We start from the raw sequence: 22,184 nt of genomic DNA on the forward strand, positions 1-22,184 counted from the left end.
CAGAACGCTCCAAGGTCGTCGACAAGAGCGCGAGTGTCGCCTTCTGGCGCGCTGACAATCGTGCCCTCAATACGATAGCGCCGCCCACGAACGAAGAGGATTGAGGCATGTCAGGGTTTCCCGAAAGGGCGAGGGTTGTCATTGTTGGGCTCGGCGGCATTGTCGGCGCTTCGGTCGCCCATCACCTCATCGCCCGCGGCTGGGATGACATCGTCGGCACCGACAAGTCCGGCATTCCGACCGATACTGGCTCGACCGCGCACGCCTCGGACTTCTGCTACGCGACCAGCCACGACAATCTCACGTGCTGGACGACTCTCTACTCCATCGATTTCTACGAGAAGATAGGACACTACGCACGGATCGGCGGGATCGAGGTCGCGCGCGTCGGCGACGACGGCCGCATGGACGAGATCAGGCGCAAGGTGGACTCCGCCAGGGCTTTCGGCACTCGCGCGCGGCTGATCGATCCCGCCGATATCAAGGCGAAGTTTCCGCTCCTGGAAGAGAGCATGGTGCAGGGCGGCCTGTGGGATCCCGACGCCGGCCTCGTCATCCCGCGCTCGCAGACGGTCGCCGGCAAGCTGGTCGACCAGGCTGTCGCGGACGGCAAGCTGCAGGCCTTCGCCAACACCTCGGCGAAATCGCTGGTGATCGAGAACGGCCGTGTCAAGGGCGTGGCGACCGATCGCGGCACGATTCATGCAGACTACGTGGTGGTCTGTGCGGGCCTGTGGGGCCGGTTGATCGCCGAGATGGCCGGCGAGGACCTGCCGGTCATGCCCGTCGACCATCCGCTCACCTTCTTCGGCCCCTATACGGAGTTCGCCGGCACCGGCAAGAGATCGGCTGGCCGCTGCTGCGCGACCAGGGCAACTCGGCCTATATGCGCGACACGGGCGATCCCAAGACCGCCGAAGGCGGACAGATCGAGTGGGGCTACTACGAAGAGCACGAGCCGCGCCTCGTGCATCCCCGCGACCTCCTGGAGAAGGAACAGGCGCGGCTGTCGCCCTCCCAGCGCGACCTCGACATGGAGCAGGTCCTCGCGCCGCTGGAGCGGGCAATCCAGCTGACGCCGATCCTTGGCGAACTCGGCTACAATGAGGGGCATTCCTTCAACGGCCTCTTGCAAACCACGACCGACGGCGGGCCTTCGATGGGCGAGAGCCAGAAGGTGCGGGGGCTCTGGTACGCGGTCGGCATCTGGGTCAAGGACGGCCCCGGCATGGGCAAGCTCATCGCCGACTGGATGACCGACGGCCGCACCGCGATCGATCACAACCGCATCGACTTCGCCCGCTTTAACCCGTTCCAGCTCCAGGAGAAATACATCGAGGAGCGGTGCACCGAAACGGCGATGAAAATCTACAACCCGCCGGTACATCCGCGCGAGCCCTTCGCCGGCGGCCGCGGCATCCGCCGTTCGCCGTTCTACGAGCGCGAGAAAGAGCTCGGCGGCCATTTCATGGAACTCGGCGGCTGGGAGCGCGCCCACGGCTATGCGGCCAACGAGCACCTGCTGGAGAAATACGCCGGCCGGGTCCCGGTCCGCGAGAACGAGTGGGACAACCGCCACTTCTGGCCGGTGTCGAACGCCGAGCACCTGGAACTGAGCGAGAACTGCGGCATCGTCAACCTGTCGCACTTCCACATCACCGACATCGAAGGCCCCGACCATGTGGCGCTGATGGAATGGCTTTGCGCCGCGAGGATCGGTGGCGATGCCAACATCGGCAAGGGCATCTATACCCATTTCCTCGACGACGAGGGGATGGTGCGCGCGGATTTTACCGTAATCCGCATGGCCGACCGCTGCCGGATGATCAACGGCGCCGACGCGGGTCCGCGCGACTTCCACTACATGCGGCGAGTCGCGAGCGACAAGGGTTTCGACGTCACGGTGACCGACGTCACCGAGAAGTTCGTCACCATCGGCATCTGGGGGCCGAATGCACGCGCCAACCTGCGTAAGGTGGTCGACGATCCGGATGGCCTTGCGCCGGAGAACTTCCCCTTCGCCGCGATTAGGCCGATCCGCGTCGCCGGCAAGGACGTCACTGCCTTCCGCATCTCCTACGTTGGCGAGCAGGGCTGGGAGCTGCACATGCGCTACGAGGACGGGCTGGCCGTCTGGGATGCGCTGCGCTCGACCGGTGCCATTGCGGTGGGCGTCGAGACCTATGCGAACACTCGCCGCATGGAAAAGAGCCTGCGGCTCCAGAACGCCGACCTGCTGACGGAGTACAATCTGCTCGAGGCGGACCTTGCGCGCCCGAAAGTCAAGGAGGCGGACTTCCGCGGCAAGGCGAAGCACCTGGAACATCGCGCCCGCGAGCATCAGCCGGCAATGCTCTGCACGCTGGTGATGACGGAGAACGTCGACGGCAAGGGCGTCGCACGCTATCCTGTCGGCATCCTGCCGGTACTCGATCCGGAGACGGACGAGACGCTGGTCGACGAGCTGGGGCGGCGATCCTACACCAACTCGATCGCCTACGGGCCGAGCATCGGAAAGAACATCGCGCTCGCCTATCTGCCCTGGGTCTATTGTCAGGCGGGACGCAAGCTCGCGGTGCAGTATTTCGGCGAGACCTATCCGGTCGAAGTGGCAAGCGTCGGCTACAAGCCGCTGTACGATCCGGAGAATGCCAAGCCGAGGAGTTGAGACCCGTCGACCCGCCGGCAACCGGCCGGCACCGACTATCCCTAGCCACCTTGTGCCCGCGGGCGGCCGCGGACGCGGCCGCGATGAGAGAGAACCATGTCAGTCCAGGACACCACGAAGCTGAGCCTGCTTGAAACCCGGAAGCCGGACCACACGCTTCCACGCCCCTTCTACACCGACGCCGAGATCTTCGATCTCGACCTGCGCAACGTCTGGTACCGCGACTGGTTGTTCGCGATCCCGTCCTGCGAAATACCGCAGGCCGGGAACTTCGTCACCATGCAGGTTGGCGAGTATGCGATCCTGATTGTGCGCGGTGCCGACGGTGTGATCCGGGCCTTCCACAACGCCTGCCGACATCGCGGCAGCCGGGTTTGCACCGCGCTGAAGGGAAATGCCCCGAAGCTCGTCTGCCCCTACCACCAGTGGACCTACGAACTCGACGGGCGTCTGCTCTACGCCCGCGACATGGGCCCGGATTTCAGGCCCGCCGACTACGGCCTGAGGCCGGTCGCCTGCCACGACGCCGGCGGCATGGTGTTCATCTGTCTCGCCGACAACCCTCCGTCGATCGACAGCTTCCTCGAGAACGCGCGCCGGTATCTCGCGCCTCACCGGTTCGCCGATGCGAAGATCGCCTATGAGAGCACGATCGTCGAGAAGGGGAACTGGAAGCTGGTGATCGAGAACAATCGTGAGTGCTACCACTGCTCGGGCGCCCATCCCGAGCTCTGCCGCACCTACCCCGATCGGCCCGGCTTCACCTCGATGGACGAGAACGGCGCCATCGAGCCGGCCGTGACCGCGCATTGGGAGAAGTGCGAGGCGGCGGGGATGCCGTCGAGGTTCGTCATCGACCCCTCGCATCAGTGGCGCTTCGCACGCATCCCGCTGCTCGGCCCCGGCGAGAGCTACACGATGGACGGCAAGGCGGCGGTGCCAACAAAGCGCCTTTCGTCAGCGCCCTTCGCCAACGCCGGATCGCTGCTCTTCTTCCACTTTCCAAACACCTGGAACCACTTCCTCGCCGACCATTCGATCGTCTTCCGGGTGCTGCCGATCGGCCCGACCGAGACGGAGGTCACGACCAAGTGGCTCGTCCACAAGGATGCGGTCGAGGGCGTCGACTACAACCTCGAGAACCTGATCCGTGTCTGGGCCGCAACCAACGACGAGGACCGGCAGGTGGTCGAGGAGAACCAGCGCGGCATCAACTCACCGGCCTACGTTCCGGGGCCCTACTCGAAGATCCAGGAGGACGGGGTGATCCAGTTCGTCGACTGGTATTGCCGGACCCTCGGCGACCGGCGCGGCGGCATGGCGCTGGCGGCGGAGTGAAGACATGACCCTCGATCTCATGCCCCGGCTCGGTGGCGCGCGGGCCTGGAAGGACGATGAGCCGCTCGAATGCGTCTCGGTAGTGCCCGACGGACCGGACGTCTTCTCCTTCTCGTTCCGTGCGCCCTCGGGCGCCTGGTTCGACTACCGTCCCGGCCAGTTCCTGACCCTGGAGCTGCCGGTGCCCGGCGGCCCGATCCACCGCACCTATACGATTTCGTCGAGCCCCTCGCGGCCGCTCTCGATAACGCTGACGGCGAAGGCGACGGCTGGCAGCGTCGGAACCCGCTGGATACTCGACAATCTGCGTCCGGGCATGCGGATCAAGGCGACCGGTCCGGGCGGCATCTTCGTTCCCGACGTTCCGGCCGACCGCAAGCTGCTGCTCATTTCGGCCGGCTCGGGCGTGACGCCGATGATGGCGATGACCACCTACCGCTACGATCTCGGCGGCGAGCCCGACATTTGCTTCGTGCAGTGCGCCAGGCGGCCGTCCGAGCTCGTGTTCCGGCGGCAGCTGGAGGCCATGGCGCGCCGCGTTCCGTCGATCAAGCTCCACTATGTGGTCTCGCAGGACGACCCCTACGACGCCTGGACCGGCTATCGCGGCACGTTCAACCAGTTGATGCTCGGCCTGATGGCGCCCGACTACCTGGAGCGCGAAGTCTATTGCTGCGGGCCGGAGCCGTTCATGCAGTCGGTCCGCGAAATGCTGATCGGCTTCGGCTACGACATGGAGCACTACCATCAGGAGGCCTTCTCGGCGCCGCCGGTGCTGACGCCTGACGACGCACCGGTGCTCGACGACGTGGTGCCGAGCGCCGAGGCCGCTTCGGAGGTGATCTTCGCGATCAGCGGCCGGTCGGTTCCGTGTACGGAAACCGACACAATCCTTGCCGTGTCACGGATCGCAGGCCTCAACATACCGTCGGGCTGCAGCTTCGGCGTGTGTGGCACCTGTAAGACGAAGAAGCTGTCCGGCGAAGTGCACATGGTTCACAATGGCGGCATCTCCGATGCCGACGTCGAAGCCGGGTACATCCTCGCCTGCTGCTCGCTCCCGCTGGGACGGGTCGAGATCGAAGCCTGACGCATCTGGCCGGACCCAGGCTGTCCGGCCGCTCGCCATCGGTGGCAATCGCCGCCCGTCCCGAGGGGCGAGCGGGACCGCCGTTGATGGCATCTGTTTGCGGCGCGTGCGCGATGCCTGACGGAGCCAACCGGGATAATTCGGCACTCGCGGAATAGCCGTTCGGCCTGTGGCTCGATCAGCGGCTATCCGTGCACATGCAACGTTGCTGAATCGGATGCAACCATGGCAGACATGACGTTCTGAAGTGTCAGAGCCCCGGTCGCCTGCCCCTGCGCATCGAGGATTGCAAGCCGGTCCACGCCGGACGAAAGCATCCGCCTTGCGGCATCCTCGAGCAGAGTCCCAGCCTCCGCCGTCGCCATCCCCGATGGGGCATCGTGCGGGTTCAATGGCGTCATGATCGTCTCAACCTGAACCACCCGGCCTCGGTTGACATGGCGCACGAAGCTCATGATGTAGTCGTCCGCCGGCTCCAGGACGATCTGCTGTCCCGTTCCCTGCTGGATGATTTCGCCATCGCGCAAGATCGCGATCCGATCGCCCAGCCGCAGGGCCTCGTCGAGATCATGCGTGATGAAGACGATTGTCTTGCGGATCTCCTTCTGCAAGTCGAGCAGAATCGTCTGCATGTCGACGCGGATCAGCGGGTCCAGCGCGGAGAATGCCTCGTCCATAAGCAGGATCGGAGCATCGTTCGTCAGCGCGCGGGCAAGGCCGACCCGCTGCTGCATGCCACCGGAGAGCTGGTTCGGGTAGCTCTGCTCGAACCCTGTAAGGCCTACGCGCCCGAGCCAGTGCATGGCCGACTTGATCTGCGTCGCGCGCAGCACGCCCTGGATTTCAAGGCCATAGACGGTATTCTCCAGAACGGTGCGATGTGGCAGAAGCGCGAACTTCTGGAACACCATGGCCGTCTTGTGGCGCCTGAATTCGCGCAGTTCGCGCTCGGACATCTTCACGACGTCCGCGTCGCCGACCAATATCTGACCGCAGGTCGGCTCCACAAGCCGATTGATGTGGCGGATCAGCGTCGACTTACCCGAGCCGGACAGACCCATGATGACCTGGATACCGCCGGCGGGCATCGAGATGTTGATATCCTTAAGGCCGAGCACATGGCCGTGCCGCTCGTTCAGCTCGGCCTTGGTGACGCCATTTTCGAGCAGGTGAGCGAGGTTCGCCGCATTGGGGCCGAATATCTTCGACAGCCCCTTGACCTCGATGCCGTAACGATTCTGCAGGCCCTCAACCATGGACGATTTCCCGATGCTTCTGGAGTCGGTGGCCGTAGGCCTGACTGACACGATCGAATATGATGGCGATGCCGACGATCGCCAGCCCGTTGAAGACGCCGAGCGTGAAGTACTGGTTGTTGATCGCCCGCAGTACCGGCTGGCCCAATCCCTGAACGCCAATCATCGAGGCGATGACGACCATTGCCAGCGCCATCATGATGGTTTGATTGATGCCCGCCATGATGGTCGGCAGCGCGAGGGGCAACTGCACGTTCTTCAACTTCTGCCAGCCGGACGAGCCAAAGGCGTCGGCGGCCTCGAGGATTTCCTTGTCGACGAGTCTGATGCCGAGATTGGTCAGACGGATGATTGGCGGGATCGCGTAAATGACCACCGCGATCAGGCCGGGCACCCGGCCGATGCCGAGCAGCATGACCACCGGAATGAGGTAGACGAAGCTCGGCATGGTCTGCATCACGTCGAGTATCGGATTGACGATGTCGCGCATCCGGTCGGAGCGCGACATCAGGATGCCGGTCGGCAAGCCGAAGGCGATGGCCAGCACCGTGCAGACGAAGATCATCGAGATCGTCCGCATCGTGTCGTCCCACATGTCGAAGACACCGATCACTAACAACGTCGCGACGCTGCCGACAACGATCTTCCAGTTCCTGCTGGCAAGCCAGGCGGTGGCGGCTATGAGGAAAAGGATGATCAGCCAGGGCGTGTTCAGCATGAACCTCTCGGACTGAATGAGGAAGAAGCGCAGCGGATCGAAGAACGCTTCGAGCATGTCTCCGTACGCGCGGGTGAACGCTCGAAATCCGTCGTCGACCGTCGTCCTGATGGTGCGTAGGAGATCGTCATTCAAGTTTGGAAATGACCAGAACCAATCCATCACGTTCCTAACTCTGTCCTTTCCACGTCCCTTGGCAGCGGACGGCAGTGACCCTCACTTGAGCGCGACCAGGATGAGCCGCCACGCGGCGCATCGGCCCGATCACGCAAGCCAAGGGGTCGTTATCTGGATCCGGGCGACCATTTCATGCGTCGACTGCCAGGGGCGGAGCTGACATTCGACGCTCGTCGGCGCGGGCGCCCTACCGAATATCGAATGCTCCGCTAGTATCATCGGAGCACCAGTGGAGCTTTGATGACGACATTCGATTGCGCCCGTGCCCCGCGCGTAGTGCGGAAGTCGGCATGGCCCTACTCGAGCGCGGCCTTGACCTTCTCCGCCACTTCCGGCGATACCCACTGGGTCCAGAGCCCTTCGTTTTCCTTGAGGAAGTGTCGTGCGCCGTCCTCGCCGGTCGCCTGATTGTCCGTCATCCACGCCATCAGGGCATTGACGGTGGCGTTCGACCACGACCGGGTCTTCAGGTAGGCCATGACGTCATCGCCCGCCCGCTCCGCAAAGCTCGCGGTCACCAGCGTCTGCACGGTATCGCTCGGCCAGTTGTTCTTCGTGGGGTCGGGGCATTCGGCGACAGTGTTGCAGCGGGTCCATTCCGCCGCGCCATAATCAACACCATGATCGAGTTTGACCATCTCGTAGCGGCCGAGCAGCGCGGTCGGCGACCAGTAATAGCCAACCCAACCCTCGCGACGCTCATAGGCGCGGGCGATCGACCCGTCGAGGCCGGCTGCCGAGCCGGTGTCGATCAGCCTGAAACCCGCTTCTTCGGCACCGTAAGCCTTGAAGAGCTGCGTGGTGACAACCGTACCGCCCCAACCCTGCGGGCCGTTGTGGACCGCACCCTTGCTGGAATCATCCGGATCCGGAAACAGCTCCGGATGCTTCAGGGCGTCGTCGATCGTCTTGATATCCGGGTTGGCTTCCACGATGTACTTCGGAACCCACCAGCCCTGCACGGCGCCGTCGGAAATCGCGAGAGCCGCACCCACGAGCCGCCCTTCCGTGATTCCGCGGTTGACCACTTCCGGAATGAGATCGACCCACCCCTCGGGCGCGATATCGGGGTCGCCCTTCTCCGCCATCGCGGTGATCGTCGGCACCGTATCGCCCTGGATAATTGCTGCGTTGCAGCCGTAGCCCTCGTTGAGAATGAATTGATCGAGGCTGGCCAGAACCTCCGCGCTTTGCCAGTTCATGCTGGCGATGGTCACGTCGCCACATTCGGCTGCGGCCGTTGTGACACCCAACCCGCCCAGCCCGGCGGCGAGGCACGTGGTAGCGAGGATATGCTTCATCCTGTTGTTCCTTGGTAGCGGTGCAAAGTCGAACACCACCTGCGGCACCGCGTCCGCAGGCAGCTTCTCCCAATGGCCTGGAAAGCCGGCAGTTCAGAAAACATCCCGTCGCGTAGACGCTGCTCCCGCTTGGGATCGGGATCGCCGATCCCGCTACGCCGCCCTCCCCATCGCCACGCTCTGGCGTCTGTTGTCGGTAAGGGACGACTGCGTCTTGGCTGACCGCGGCGTGGCAGGGACAACCTTCAGGTTGCGCGTGGCCTGCGGCGAACAACCGTACACCTCGCGATAACATTTGGAGAAATGCGACGCGGACACGAAGCCGCTGGCGACAGCCACCTCAACCACAGGAATGCTGGTCTGGAGGAGCAGGAGCCTGGCGCGTTCGAGGCGGAGTTTCATGTAATAGCGGGCGGGAGAACAACCCATTGCGTTTTGAAACAGTCGCTCGATCTGCCGCCTGGAGAGCTTCGCCACGGCCGCAAGCTGTTGCATGTCGAGCGGCTCGGTCAGGTTTTCCTCCATCGTCTCGATGAGCTGCGCGACCGCCTGATTGATGCCGCCCATTCTCGTCGCGAATGGCATGCGCTGGCGCTCCATCGGCTGGCGCACGCGATCGACCAGGGCGCGCTCGCACACTCCGGCCACCGCCGCCTCTCCGTGATCTCGCCTGACGACGCTGAGCATCATGTCGATGGAGGCGATTCCGCCCGCGCACGTGAAAATGCCGCAGTCGTCATCGTAGAGCCCGGTGCTCACCGCAGGACCCCGAAACCGCTCGGCAAAGCCTGGCAGGCTCTCCCAATGAAGGGTGCATCTCCTATCGTTGAGCAACCCTGCCCGCGCAAGGATGTAGGCGCCGTTGCACAAGCTGGCGATCGCGACACTTCGTTGCCGGCATTCACGGAACCATGCTTCCGCAGCGCGGTCCGCATGTTCCTCAACATCAAGGCCGCCGCATGCAATCGCCATCGCGGGCTTCAGTCCTTCCAGAAGCTGCCGACGCTCGCTGGCGACCGAGCCATTGACCTCGATGGTGAGGCCGCAACTTGCAGTGACCTTGCCGCCGTCGGCCGAGATCAGGCGCCACGAATAGATGTCACGCCCCACGGCGGCATTGGCCAGCCGCAAGACCTCGATCGCCGACGAGACGGCGAGCATGGTGAAATTGGGCACCAGATAGAAAACAAACTGACGACGGGGGATATCCACCCAGTTCATGCCGCAGTCCCCTGATGGTGGCGTGCGCAGACTTCTCGTCCGGCACTGCTTCCTTTTTTGAGGTGATTATTGGCGCTGCCAAGGCATGTGCAAAGAATGATTGCGACACTCCTTCGGGAGATACGAGACACTGGAGACGGACGTCTCCCTAAGTTCGACGTGATGGTGCATCGACTGCTCGGATGCCTCTACCTGCCGGCCGAGGCGCCGGCGGCCGTCCGATTGAGATAGGGCTTGAGATAGGGCCAGATGATGCTCACCAGGGCGATGAGGAGAAGAATCGCTGAAACGGGCCGTGTCACGAACGGAAGCAGACCCTGAACGGAATATGTGAAGGCCTTGCGCAAATTGGATTTGAGCATCGGCCCCAGAATAAAGCCCAGGAGGAACGGGCTCACGGGGAGTCTCACGTGATCCATAAGAATTCCGAGCGCGGCGAAACCGAGCAGCAAGGCGAATATGTATTCCAACCCTGCGTTTACAAATACGCCGATAAAGCAGAGCACAATGATGGAGGGATACAGGTAGCTGTGCGGCACTCTCAGAATGAGTGGGAACAGCCGCATTCCGAAAAATTGCACGATCAAGACCAATGCGGCGGAGAACAGGGCCGTTGCGAATATTGTGTACACGATGTCCGGATTGCTGCCGAACAACAGCGGCCCCGGCTGCAACCCCATGGATCATAAGTCCCCCGAGGAGCAATGCGGTCGTGCCATCGCCGGGAATACCGAGCGAAACCATCGGGATCAGCGAGCCTCCGATCGAGGCGTTGTTGGCCGTCTCCGAGGCGAAAACACCGTCGACGCATCCCTTTCCGAATTTCTCAGGGTACTTGGAGTTCGACTTTGCCTGGCCATAGGCCACAAAGTTGGAGAGCGCGGCGCCCATGCCCGGCAGGAAGCCAATCCAGAGACCGATCATGAAGGATCTTGCTATATTCACCGCATTTGCGGCAGGCGCGTTCCACGCGGGCCAGGCTTTTGTAGGCCCGCACGGTGGCCGGCGCGTCGAGGGCTTCGGCCGGCAGGTTGGTGCGGATGACGTAGAGGCCGTCGAGCCGTTCCTCGCGCGCAATGGCCGCCTCATCGCGTTCGAAGGAGAAATCGGTGTCGGTGATGGTGCAGTGGAAATGCTTGCCGACCTTGCGGCGGCCAAGCACGGCGCCGACCGCCCGGCCGATGGCGGCGGCCCCTTTCAGCGGATGGCGGGCGCGGCGCACCCGATCCTTGATCCGTTGCAGATCCGCTTCGGTGGCTTCGATCAGCTCACGGCGCTTGCGGGCGCGTTCGCCGGCCAAAGCCGGATTGCGGCAGACGATGAGGCGCTCGCCCGGATAGTCGGGGCTTTCGATCTCGGCCAGGTCGCGCTCGTCGAACAGCGACAACTGCAGCGGCCCGTCATCGGCCGCAAGCGCCTGGATCTGCGGCGCCCGCAGCGCGGTGATCCAGTCGAGCCCGGCCGGCGCGCAATCCTCGCGAACCCGCGCCTGGGTGATCATGCCGCGATCGCCCACCAGCACGACACGGGAAAGCCCGAAGCGCCGCTTGAGCTTGGGCAGGATGGATGTGGGCGAAGACCTTCCGCAGCGTGTCGGTATCCGCGCTATTTCTTCGACTACCCGGCCGCAATCGACATCCATCGCAATTGCGCCGCGATACGCACCCCGATCGTCGCCGCCATCGCCACCGACGACCCGTGGGCGACGCCCGCCTCACGCGACGCGCTCTTCCAAGGTTACTACAACGCACCGGTCCAAAGGATCGTCATCGACCCGAACCCCTTTCGGCGGCATCGGCCATATGGGGCACTTCCGTTCAAAGGCGGAACCGCTGTGGGATTCGTCCTGGAATGGCTCTCCGCCCACTGACGGGCGCATCCGTTGCCCTGATATCGAGACCAGCGACTGAAGCGGCCTGCCGGCTGTCGATCCAGCGTTTCGCGGCACAAGCGCTCAGCGCATGCTCATTGGAAGCAGGAGAGAAATGACCGGAAAGCTGATGATGAGGATCAGCACGATGATATCAATGCTGAGGAAGCGTGTGATGCCGGCGAAAATTCTCTCGATCGGAACATCCTTGCCTACGACATTGGCTATGACGAATACGTTCAATCCGACCGGCGGTGTAATGAGGCCGATCTCAAGCAGTTTGATGACCACCACGCCAAACCAGATGAGATTGAGGCCGTAGCTCTCCACGAGAGGGATCATCAACGGAAGGGTAAGCACCATAATGCCGATAGGATCGAGAAACATGCCCAGCAACAGATAAATGACCACGATCACCGCCAGCATCGGGATGATGGGCAAGTTCTGTTGAGAAACCAGATCGACCACCATCGGCGCGACGCCTGTGAGTGCAACCATGGCGACGAATATCTTCGCTGCGGCGGCTATGAAAAAGATCGCCGCTGTCTGCAGGCAGGTTTCCTTGGAACTCGTCCAAATTTTCGCCAAGGTCAGCTTGCGCTGAAAAAGACCGATTGCCATCGTGGCGGCAAGGCTGATCGCCGCAGCCTCCGTCGCCGTGAAGATACCGCCGTAAATCCCTCCGATGATGACGAGGAAGAGCAGCACCGCCGGCCAGGCATCAAGCGCGGCCTCCAACTTCTGTCCGGCGCTGTACCGCTCATAGGAGCGTGGCGCGACCGAAGGATCGCGCCAGACCCAGATAAGGACGGCCAGAATGAAGCCGGCCAGCGACAGCAAACCAGGCAGAACGCCTGCCAAGAACAACGAACTGATCGATGTTTCGGTGAAAATGCCGTAGATGATGAAGAGTACCGAAGGCGGTATCAGCGACCCCAGCGTGCCACCCGCCGCGACGCTGGCCGTGGCGAGCCGGTTGTCATATCCCATTCGCATCATCTCGGGCGTGCATATGCGTCCCATCGTCGACGCACATGCGACGGAACTGCCCGTGATAGCGGAAAAGCCTCCGCACCCCATGATTGACGCGACGGCGACGCCGCCAGGCAGCCAAGTCAGCCAAACCTTCGCCGCATGGTAAATCCTTGTCGTGATCCCGGCGTGGTATGCAACATGGCCCAGCGCCACGAACAGCGGAATCATAGATAGATCGTAGGAGTGAACAAGGTCGAAGGCGTTGGAAAAGACGATCGACGCCGTGGCGCGGATCGCGCGTTCCGGCATAAACGTGCCGGTGCGCGTGGCCAACACGAAGAAGATAGCAAAAATCGCTACCGCACCTAGGGTGAAGCCGATCGGCGCACGCAGCGCGAGCAAGACAATGCCCGCGAGAAACGCGATGAGCCCGATTGCGATGGGATCCATTATTCTAGCTCGCCGGAACTGCTGTGAGGATCGACGGCGCCTTCCCTCAGGATGGTTCGAGTGTCGGTGATGATGAGGCGGACCAGGCGGAGTCCGGCCGCTGCCAGGCCAATGGCAAAAAGCAGACGCCCAGGCCATTTGGGTAGCTCGACGATACCAGGATGAAGCCCCCAGCTCTGCCAATTCCTCACGAACTCGTGCCATCCCGCCCACAGAAGAGGTGTGACCGCCATCAGGCCCACAAACCATCCGAAGACGATCAGCCAGGATTGGATGCGTTTGCTGAAATGTGCCGAAACCACTTCAACACAGATGTGGGCTCGGTCTGCGCTTGCGGCCGCCAGTGGCAGCATTATTGCCGCCACCATCAGCTCGCTGACCATGACCACGCTGTCGGGAATGGAGAGCCCCCAAAGCGCACGCAGGGCGACATTGATGGAGATCATTGCGCCCAACGCCAGAACCGCTGCCGCTCCGAACCCCAGGAGAAGTTTCTCTAGTCGGTCTTGCATCGGCTATTCCTTGGGTACCCAAGGGTAGCCTTTTTCATCGCGGACCTTGGTCCACTTCTCAACTAGACCGGCATACTGGGCCAGCATCTCCTCACCTGGTAGCCCAGCGGCATTTGCCTCTTCGACCCACTCCTGAATGTACTTGGCGGCGCGCTCTCTAAGCTCGCTGCGGTCCTTCTCAGGAAGCTCGATGACCTCGATGCCTTTTGCCTTCATTGCCTCGACTGCATCGTCGTTGGCTTTAGTGAGAAGGTCGCCATAGGTGCCGATCATGTCGTGGGCGACGCCCAACAAGACTTCGCGCTGGTCTTCGGTAAGACCTTCGAAGACATCCTTGTTGATAAACATACCCATGCCCGCGACCTGTCCCCAGTTAAGGATGGTGTAGCTGCTGAGCACTTCCTCGAGTTTCAGGGCCGTAACCATGTAGGAGTAGCTCTGAGTGCAGTCCAAAAGCCCGGTTTCAATGCCCTGATATGAATCGTAGACATTCACGTCGACATTGATGCCGCCCAGATCGCTAAACACATCGCCATAGGCCGACATGCCGCGGATTTTCAGGCCTCGAATGTCATCGACGCTGTTGATCACCTTGCCCTTGCAGCCGATATTGACCTGACTGGTAGTCCAGGAACCGAGGTAAACCAGGCTCAAATCGTCGAGCGTCTTTTTCATGGCCTCGTTGGTACGCATGAATTCATCGGTCGCCTCCATGCCGACCCAGAGGTCCGCATTGCCGAGCGGCAGGTTGGCGACCGTCATTCCCATCAGCTCCTTCGGGAAGTAGGTCGAAAGGACCGTGCCCAGGTCGGCCGCACCGGAACCTACCGCGTCAAGCGCGCCCGTCGATTTATACAGCGCGCCACCCCAATGGATTTCGATTTTCAGATCACCGTTGGATCGCTTCGCGACTTCATCGGCAAACCACTGGATCGATTCAGGTCGAGCACCGCGATTGGGGCCCGGTTCGCCAAAAATCAAGGTTGTGTCCGCCAAAGCCGGGCTGGCCGCAGCTCCCAATGACAACAAGGAAGCCGCAAACACCACTTTTGAGAATACCGACATGAACTCCTCCCCATTTCTACATGTGTTCATTTCTCGAAACGACCGGCGGCGTTGTGTAGTAACGAGATCGGTCGCTTGACCTGCTCGGCACATATCAATCGACGAAGAAACGAATGCGTCGTTCTTCATCGGAGACTTCAAAGAGTTCGATCTTTAGACCGTCCGGCCCCTCCGCCATGGCGAACCCGCCGCCTGGCGTAACTGTCACGGGACTGACCGTGACTCCCGCCTCATCGAGCTTGCGGACAAAGTCGGCTAACCCAGTGACCATAATGCCGATGTGATGGAAGACATTTCGCCCGCGAGGCGGCGGATTGCGGGATTGGAAGAGATGCATTCGCCCCTTCCCGATTCTAAGGAAAATATTCCTGTCTCCGTCGATCAAGTCGTCGTAGACGATCTCAGCGTTGAAATGCTTCTGAAAGAAATAACAAAACGACGACACATCCGCCGTAACAAGATGTGGGTGATGGAGAGTTATATTATGTTCCATATTTAGACTTTCATCGTATTCTTGCCAAAAGCATCATCGCGCTTCTTTCCCTCTCTAAGATCAAACAACCCTGACCTGCGCTCGCTTTCCGTGAACCCTTCTGGGAAAATCAGATGTTTCTGAACTTTCTGAGTTCCGGTCACAGGCAAGTTGTCCAGGAACAAGATCCAGCCTGGCAATTTGAAGTATGCGAGCTTCGTGCGCGCGGCCTCGAAGATCGCGTGCGCGGTAGCCCGACCGGGCTCCCCCGCCTTCAACACGATACAGGCCATCACTTCTTCGTCGCGCATGGCGTCGGGCACGGCTAAAACAGCGACCTGCGCGACGTATGGATCGGCAGACAGGACCGCCTCTACTTCAGCGGAGGAAATGTTTTCGCCGCTCCGGCGCACAATGTTCTTCTTCCGATCGACGAAGTAGAACATACCGTCGGGCGAACGGGTGCAAATGTCGCCGCTGTGAAACCAACCATCCTTCCAAACAGCTTCCGTCGCTTCCGGATCGTGCAGGTAGCCCGAAAAGAACCCGTAACGTGGGTCGGGTTCGGCGCTCCGGATAACCAGTTCGCCCGGTTCCCCGTCCGGCGCTGGGCTGCCGTCATCGCGAATAATGCGCGCCTCAATGCCCTTGCGCGGCCTTCCGCAGGCGCGGGTGTCGATGTAACGCGGCTCTTCAGCAACGAGAAGGCCGCGGCCGGTTTCCGTCATCCCCCACACCTCGTGCAGCGGCACGCCGAACCTTTCCTCGAACGCTGCGTGGACGCCGGGATCGACGCCAGCACCAAGGCCGTTCTTTACGCCGTGCTGCTGATCCTTCTGCGACGGCGGCAACGTCATCAGCGCCGGGATCATCAGGCCGAGGTAGTGGAACCGGGTGGCACCGGTCGTCCGCACGTCCTCCCACCAATGGGTCAAGCTGAAGCGTCCCGGCAATACGAGGCAGGCGCCGCGATCGATCACGCCGCCCGCAGTCAGCATGAGCGAATTCATATGATAAAGCGGAAGCGGGTTCAGGACCCGGTCGACACCCGTCCGAAGCGTCAAGGCTTCGTTCGGGCTTCCGTAGCCACGGCCCGAGGCGAGTGCATAGCAATTGCTCAGCACACAGCCCTTTGGCTTTCCGGTCGTGCCAGACGTGTAGAGCACGGCTGCAGGACGATCGGGGACGTTTTCCGACGGGGGAAACTGCCAACGGTCCGGCCGCACCGCGGGCAGCTCGGCCGGATCGCTGAAGGCGATCGGTATATCACGTGCCGCCTCGACAATCGCCGCGTGCACCTTGTCTCGCAATTCGGGCATGGCAACGATCGCGCTGGATCGCGAATGATTGAGTACGTACGCGATCTCATGCGGCGTGAGATCCGTATTGAGCGGCACAGTGCAGGCGCCAATGGAATTGAGGGCCAGATAGTGCAATATGTGCTCTGGCCGCGACTCGAAAGCCAATGCCACGACATCGCCTTCGCCATAACCGCGGCTCGCATATGCCGCACTCAGACGGCCGGCTTGCTCCAGGACCTGGCGGTAGCTCAGTTCAACTGGAACCCTCCATTCGCCGGCGACCCGAGGCGGCACGGCCAGAAACGGCAACTCACCGTGCCGAGCGGCGGTCGCCGCGAACAGGTTGTAGATGCTTGAAAGATCGTCCATATCACTCTTCCTCCGACGCCGCCGTTCGGGCGCTTGGCTGGCGCTCATTGAGTTCAGCTCATCCCCGAGGGTCGGAGAAATTCCCCTTTAGATTGATCATCATAAGCGCGACGGCTTCAGCGGTGCTGTATTCGAACCGTTCTCCCAGTGCCGCCTTTTCCAGGGCGAGTCCGAAGATTGCCGACCAGAAGCCGCGCGTGATGATGTCCGGGGTGGTTCGAACCCGCCAGCCTGTCCGCATTAGCGTGTCGACCATGGCCGCCTCGCCGGCCACATGCAGTTCGGCGACGGTCTCTCTGATGATTTCCTGCAGATCCGCCTTGCGCCGCGCCATCAGCATTGCTTCGGCGAACATCATGACCGCCGGGGAGCCGGGCCCCAGCAGATACGAAATGAGCTTGCGGGTATGATCTTCGTTGCTCTTGCTGTCCCTGGTTCTCAGTTCAGCCTGCTTTGCGGATCTGAGCACCGCCCTGCTGGCCGCCTCAACGAAGAGCGCTTCCTTGCTGCCAAAGTGATGCGTCACTTGATTGGGAAATGCATCCGCGCTCCGTGCGATCTCGGCGACCGAGACCCCGTCATATCCCTTGGCCATGAACAGCTCGATAGCCGCTTCGCGCAGTAGGTGGCGGGTCGACGGACCACCCGTCCGCGCACCGGTCTTGCCGTCGGAGGTGACGACCTTGAGTTTCATGTTACCGCTCCTCCAATGCTTCCACGACCACCTCCTGCTGGCGGCCTGAGCGCGTCAGCCACACGCCGAAGATAGGCGCCGTAACGTACATCACGAGGGAATAGACAGCTGTCGGCAGCGCCAACTCAAAGCTGCCGAGCACGCCAACGGCCAAGTATATGGCCAGCGTCGAATTGTGGATGCCGACCTCGAAGCTCACAGCGGTCGAGAGGCTCCTGTCGAGGCCGGCCCAGCGGCTGAGATAATAGCCAGCCAACAGGCTCGAGAGATTGAACAGTAGCACCGGCAATCCCAACTGCGCAAAGCTGGTCGTGATCGAACTCCATTCCTTGGCGAATGAAAGAACGATCACCGTGACGAGCACGACCGCGCTGAAAACCTTAACCGGACGTTCCATCAAGGCTCTGAAGCGCGGCCTTACCGCTCCAACCAGCATGCCCAGGCCGACAGGTATCAACACGATCGCGATCACTTCCACGACCTTCCGGAATTGCATCGGTACGACCTGGTTGCCGTCAGCGAAATAGCCGATAGCCAGATTGGCGATGAGCGGAATGGTGACGATTGCGACGATGGTGTTGACCGCCGTCAGGGTGATGTTCATCGCGACATTGCCGCCGAAGAGATGTGAGAACATGTTGGCGGTGATCCCGCCGGGCGACGCCGCCAAGAGCATCATACCGATGGCGAAAACGGGCGACAGACCGAATGCCTCGACTATAAAAAAGCAGGCGAGCGGCAGGCCCAAGACCTGGATGGCCAACGCTATGGCAACGGCGCGTGGCAGCTTGAGAACGCGCGTGAAGTCCTGCACTGTCAAGGAAAGCCCGAGGCCGAACATGACCAGTGCAAGCGCCGCAAGCAGCGCGTTCGCGATGATGATGGTTGAATCCATAGCGATCTCCTCAGCGCCGGTTGAACGACCGGCTCGAAAGAGCGCCTAGGCCAAACGCGGCGACGGCGCATGCGCGGGGAGCCGCTCCAAGACGGAAATATGCGCGAGTGGTCGCAGGGCTAGCGAGCGCGGGGCGCCCGGTGAAGATGCATATCATCGAAATCCTCCCAATCTTGTACGATATACAAGATTTGTATCATATACAAGTCTTCGCCGGACCTGTCAATTTTCGATCTTCTGGCCTCGGGTGTCTTCACGCCGGAGCGTGCGGCGGAAGTCCGTGAGGTGATCAGGGGGAGATGCATGAATGTGCTGTTACGAAAAGCAGTCACAAATGACGGCGGAGGGTAGTGTTCCGACTCTAACGCTTGGTTCCTGGTCTTGGCGGCGTCAAGAGCAGCGCGGGCGCGGTGGACTTTGGCGAGGATGACATCGGCGCTCTTGGTCCACACGAAGGGCTTCGAGTCGGCGTTGTGCGCGTCGAGATAGTCGCAGATAGCGGTCTCGAGCTGGGCGACGCTCGTGAAGACGCCGCGCCGGATGCGCTTCCTCGTGATCTCGGCGAAGAAGCGCTCCACCTGGTTGAGCCAGGACGACGACGTGGGGATGAAGTGCAGCTTGAAGCGCGGATGCTTGGCGAGCCAGTCCTTCACCGCCTGGGTCTTGTGGGTGGAGTAGTTGTCGACGATCAGGTGCACGTCCAAGGACTTCGGTGTGTTGCGGTCAATGGTTCTCAGGAAACGGATGAACTCCTTGGCCCGATGCTTGGGCTGGCATTCTCCGATCACCGCGCCAGTCTTCACGTCGAGCGCGGCGAACAGCGTGGTCGTGCCGTGGCGCTTGTAGTCGTGGGTCATCGTGCCGGCGCGGCCTTTCTTCATCGGCAGGCCGGGCTGGGGGTTCTGTCGCAAACGGAATGGCAATCCGTGTCCGGCATGAAGTCCCTCTGATTTTCAGGGGAGCTTGCTATGTTCAAAGGCCGTCACTTCGACTGGTCAGTGATCCTGCTCTGCGTGCGCTGGTACCTGGCGTACAATCTCAGCCTGCGCGACCTGGAAGAGATGCTGGCGGAGCGCGGTATCAGCGTCGATCATTCGACGATCCACCGCTGGGTCGTGCATTTCTCGCCGCTGCTGCTCGAGCGCTTCAACCGCCGAAAGCGTGCCGTCACCGGCAAGTGGCACATCGATGAGACCTACATCAAGGTTCGCGGCCGCTGGGTCTATCTGTACCGCGCCATCGACAGCGTTGGCGACGCGGTCGAGTTCTTCTTCAGCGAGAACCGTGACCTGCAGGCCGCCAAACGCTTCATCCGCAAGGCCCTGAAGCGTCATGGACGTCCGGAACGCATCGTCATCGACGGCAGCCAGACAAACCGCGAGGCCATCAATGCCTGCGATGGCGAAAGCCGGTTGCGTGAGCATACACGGTGGGAGCTGAAGCCGATCCGCGTTCGCCAGAGCCAATATCTCAACAACCGCATCGAGCAGGATCATCGGCGCGTCAAGCGCCGGATCCGAACCATGCTCGGCTTCAAGTCGACGACCTGCGCCGCTATCATCCTTTCCGGCATAGAGATGGTGCACATGATGCGCAAACGACAGGCGAGGTATGCCTATGATCCAGCACCGTCACTCGCTGCGCAGTTCGAGATCCTCGCTGCTTGACCAGACCGACGTCAGGCCAGTCATGTCCTTTGTGTGAGTTTGCGACAAAGCCGCCACGGCTCGGTTACCATCCAGCGCCGTCGAGCAGCAGCAGGATGATGCGGTCGCGCCCGACGCCGGTTTCGCGCGCGAAGGCGGCGAGCATCATCTCGAACAGGCGCTTGTCGATGCCGTTGAAGCTTCAGCCAGACCAGCTCGCCACTGCGTCTTATGAAACCTTCTCGGCTCGGGCGCCGTATCTCGGGTCATTGCGTCAGAGACGAGGAGGCTTCAAGTGCCAAGCTATAGCGATAACCCGGGCGAGATTTCGGTCGTACCCCGATTCTCGGAACCCGATTTCTCGGTGACGACGTCCCACGGGCGTAGACAGATAGGGAGGCGATGATGCTGTGCGCATACAATGCCGCCACGGGTGGCGGTGAGTTTAGGACGATCACGATGCCGCTGAGCGAAGAACTGAGCGCGATAGCCAAATTTTTCCCGATGTTCTCCAGGTCGAGGAAGGAGATGGCGGGCATCGCGGAGTCGGATCTGATGATCCATCGCTTCGTCGGTTCGTCGAACGGAGTTCCGCTCGACTCGGCGCGGCTCTATTCGGTCGCCATGGACGGCCCGGATCAGGGAGCCAAGCGTCGCTTCATCGGCGATGTCGGCGGAGAACGGTTCGACTACACGATTGAGGGGACCTGCTCGGGCGATATGCTTCGGCTCTCCGTCGAGTTCCACGAGCCGAGGGTGCCGGGCCTGGATGTGCTGACCCTCGACTACGACGTGCGCCGGCGCTGGCTGGTCGCGACCGAGCCAAACCTGCCCGATCTGCCCGACGAGAAGTTCCATCCGCTGACCCCGGCGGAAATGATGGTCTTCCTCGCGAGCGACGATCCCGAGATGCGTCCCTGCTTGCCGGCGCGATGCTCGGTCTCGAGGCGGTTGACCAGATCGACGACGTTGAAGAAGCGGCCGCGGACGCCACTGCGGATGAGGGCGCGGGCGATCGCGATTGCCAGGTGCGACTTGCCGGTTCCGGTGCCGCCGATGAGGACGGCGTTGCGTTGGTCGGCAATGAAGGCGCCGGTGGCGAGGTCGCGGACCCTTGCCACGGCGTGGAGGAATGACCGTGCTTGTCACGTTCCGGCAAAGTCAACAATCGCTTTCTCCAGCGATTCCCAATCCGTGAATTCATGGTCTTCTTCCGGACTCTCGACGGGGCGTCTTGGCAAGACGTGGTGCTGGATGATCATCTCTTGATAGTAACCATAAGCGGCATGCCTGATTGCACCTGCAACTAGTAAATATTTATCCGGGTGCCAATCTAGATTCTCACAAAAGCTCTTCACATATCCATCAGCTTCTTTAATCGTAGCTTCGAATGCGGCCGACAGGCTGACTGACAACAGCAAAGTTCTTTTTTGTTCTATAACAGCTTTGTGAGCAACTATAAATGAACCAAGTACTTCCTGATGTTGGTTTTCATGAACTGATCCGGCAAGAATAATTCCGTCAAATTCTTCCAACTTAGATCTAACCGAATAATCACTCAAATCCTTAATCGATATCTGATGGCCAATATCTGCGAGTTTTGAAGAAACAAAACTAGCAATCTTCTTAGTCTGCCCTTCGGTTGTGGCGTACGCGACGACGAATTTCATCAGACATCTCCTTGCTGTAGGTCATTGTGACAACCTTAGGAGCGGATGCACGAGCAAGCTTCGATTTATGTCTGTTGCGCGCTGCGAGAAAGTCGGAGCATCAAAAGAGTGTTCCTCATTCAGCGTCAGCATCGACGTCAACCCGACGAGGATTTTGACTCCCACGTTCGTTCATGAAGCCCGCGGGCGGCGGTCTGGGCTGGCAACTCGCCCTTCCAAGGCACTTCCTCCAAGGGTGGTTTGTACCCCGCCGCCTGGTAGTCCCGTTCTGTGAACGGGCGGGAAAATCGTCCGAGTTGCACCTGCACCAGGTTAGGATCGCCCTTTACGCGAAATATGCCTCGCGACATCCACGGGGAAGAAGTCATAGTCGCCTCCGTTGGCGCTGACCCGATCAATTCCCTCATTGGCATGCGGCCCCATCTACCTTCCGGGAGTCGACCGAGCTGCGTTCCAATGCCACATCACTACACGGTACCCATCACTCCAGCGTTGA

Annotated in this window: 17 protein-coding genes and 4 pseudogenes; 4 read left to right on the forward strand and 17 right to left on the reverse strand. The window is 61.2% G+C overall.

What is annotated here, in order from left to right; all coding sequences use genetic code 11:
* Positions 1–107: 107 nt before the first annotated feature.
* The 3 genes and pseudogenes from JN280_RS38240 (at position 108) to JN280_RS38250 (ending at position 5,096) form a co-directional block, all read left to right on the forward strand.
* Positions 108–2,668, forward strand: a pseudogene (locus JN280_RS38240) (GcvT family protein).
* A gap of 96 nt (positions 2,669–2,764) precedes the next feature.
* Positions 2,765–4,006, forward strand: a complete 1,242-nt coding sequence (locus tag JN280_RS38245) for an aromatic ring-hydroxylating oxygenase subunit alpha (protein ID WP_202309353.1) — start codon at positions 2,765–2,767, stop codon at positions 4,004–4,006.
* Positions 4,007–4,010: 4 nt separating this feature from the next.
* A complete protein-coding gene (locus tag JN280_RS38250; RefSeq protein ID WP_274609053.1) occupies positions 4,011–5,096 on the forward strand; it encodes a hybrid-cluster NAD(P)-dependent oxidoreductase in 1,086 nt (361 codons plus the stop codon).
* A 185-nt stretch (positions 5,097–5,281) separates the two neighbouring features.
* On the opposite strand, the gene JN280_RS38255 is transcribed toward JN280_RS38250, so the two are convergent.
* The 15 genes and pseudogenes from JN280_RS38255 to JN280_RS39895 all read right to left on the reverse strand — a co-directional run.
* Positions 5,282–6,352: a quaternary amine ABC transporter ATP-binding protein gene (locus tag JN280_RS38255; protein ID WP_202309354.1), complete on the reverse strand. Its 1,071-nt coding sequence runs from the start codon at positions 6,350–6,352 to the stop codon at positions 5,282–5,284.
* Positions 6,345–7,232 carry an ABC transporter permease gene (locus tag JN280_RS38260; RefSeq protein WP_202309355.1) on the reverse strand — a complete coding sequence of 296 codons (888 nt, stop codon included), beginning with the start codon at positions 7,230–7,232 and terminating at the stop codon, positions 6,345–6,347. The genes JN280_RS38255 and JN280_RS38260 overlap by 8 nt, the downstream gene beginning before the upstream one ends.
* A gap of 311 nt (positions 7,233–7,543) precedes the next feature.
* Positions 7,544–8,548 (reverse strand): ABC transporter substrate-binding protein, encoded by a 1,005-nt coding sequence (locus JN280_RS38265; protein WP_202315316.1) that lies wholly within the window; start codon positions 8,546–8,548, stop codon positions 7,544–7,546.
* 153 nt (positions 8,549–8,701) lie between these two features.
* Entirely contained in the window at positions 8,702–9,769 is a 1,068-nt protein-coding gene (locus JN280_RS38270) for a GlxA family transcriptional regulator (protein ID WP_202309356.1), read from the reverse strand.
* Between the two features lie 188 nt (positions 9,770–9,957).
* Entirely contained in the window at positions 9,958–10,449 is a 492-nt protein-coding gene (locus tag JN280_RS38275; protein ID WP_202309357.1) for a tripartite tricarboxylate transporter permease, read from the reverse strand.
* Positions 10,450–10,468: 19 nt separating this feature from the next.
* Positions 10,469–10,693 (reverse strand): annotated as a pseudogene (locus tag JN280_RS40445) (tripartite tricarboxylate transporter permease); the annotation flags it as partial.
* A complete protein-coding gene (locus JN280_RS38280; protein WP_202309358.1) occupies positions 10,596–11,411 on the reverse strand; it encodes an IS1634 family transposase in 816 nt (271 codons plus the stop codon). The gene JN280_RS38280 and the pseudogene JN280_RS40445, both read right to left, overlap by 98 nt.
* A 312-nt stretch (positions 11,412–11,723) precedes the next feature.
* Positions 11,724–13,064, reverse strand: coding sequence for a TRAP transporter large permease (locus tag JN280_RS38285; RefSeq protein WP_202309359.1), 1,341 nt, complete (start codon positions 13,062–13,064; stop codon positions 11,724–11,726).
* Positions 13,064–13,576 (reverse strand): TRAP transporter small permease, encoded by a 513-nt coding sequence (locus JN280_RS38290; protein WP_202309360.1) that lies wholly within the window; start codon positions 13,574–13,576, stop codon positions 13,064–13,066. Before JN280_RS38290 ends, JN280_RS38285 begins: the two co-directional genes overlap by 1 nt.
* 3 nt (positions 13,577–13,579) lie before the next feature.
* A complete protein-coding gene (locus tag JN280_RS38295; protein WP_202309361.1) occupies positions 13,580–14,641 on the reverse strand; it encodes a C4-dicarboxylate TRAP transporter substrate-binding protein in 1,062 nt (353 codons plus the stop codon).
* 94 nt (positions 14,642–14,735) lie between these two features.
* Positions 14,736–15,134 carry a VOC family protein gene (locus tag JN280_RS38300; protein ID WP_202309362.1) on the reverse strand — a complete coding sequence of 133 codons (399 nt, stop codon included), beginning with the start codon at positions 15,132–15,134 and terminating at the stop codon, positions 14,736–14,738.
* Positions 15,135–15,136: 2 nt separating this feature from the next.
* On the reverse strand, positions 15,137–16,783 hold the full coding sequence (locus JN280_RS38305) for an AMP-binding protein (RefSeq protein ID WP_202309363.1): 1,647 nt from the start codon (positions 16,781–16,783) through the stop codon (positions 15,137–15,139).
* A gap of 58 nt (positions 16,784–16,841) precedes the next feature.
* The gene (locus tag JN280_RS38310; RefSeq protein ID WP_202309364.1) at positions 16,842–17,477 is read right to left on the reverse strand and encodes a TetR/AcrR family transcriptional regulator C-terminal domain-containing protein; all 636 of its coding nucleotides are present in this window, start codon (positions 17,475–17,477) and stop codon (positions 16,842–16,844) included.
* 1 nt (position 17,478) lies between these two features.
* The gene (locus JN280_RS38315) at positions 17,479–18,372 is read right to left on the reverse strand and encodes a bile acid:sodium symporter family protein (protein WP_274609054.1); all 894 of its coding nucleotides are present in this window, start codon (positions 18,370–18,372) and stop codon (positions 17,479–17,481) included.
* A 392-nt stretch (positions 18,373–18,764) separates the two neighbouring features.
* Positions 18,765–19,295 (reverse strand): annotated as a pseudogene (locus JN280_RS39895) (IS630 family transposase); the annotation flags it as partial.
* Positions 19,296–19,340: 45 nt separating this feature from the next.
* Between JN280_RS39895 and JN280_RS38325 the strand changes: the two are divergent.
* Entirely contained in the window at positions 19,341–20,039 is a 699-nt protein-coding gene (locus JN280_RS38325; RefSeq protein ID WP_202309367.1) for an IS6 family transposase, read from the forward strand.
* A gap of 854 nt (positions 20,040–20,893) precedes the next feature.
* Here JN280_RS38325 and JN280_RS38330 read toward each other — a convergent pair.
* Both JN280_RS38330 and JN280_RS38335 read right to left on the reverse strand, forming a co-directional pair.
* Positions 20,894–21,130 (reverse strand): annotated as a pseudogene (locus JN280_RS38330) (ATP-binding protein); the annotation flags it as partial.
* 33 nt (positions 21,131–21,163) lie between these two features.
* Positions 21,164–21,688: a flavodoxin domain-containing protein gene (locus tag JN280_RS38335; protein WP_202309368.1), complete on the reverse strand. Its 525-nt coding sequence runs from the start codon at positions 21,686–21,688 to the stop codon at positions 21,164–21,166.
* Between the last annotated feature and the right edge of the window lie 496 nt (positions 21,689–22,184).

It is taken from the genome of Mesorhizobium sp. L-8-10, from assembly GCF_016756635.1.
Lineage (GTDB): Bacteria > Pseudomonadota > Alphaproteobacteria > Rhizobiales > Rhizobiaceae.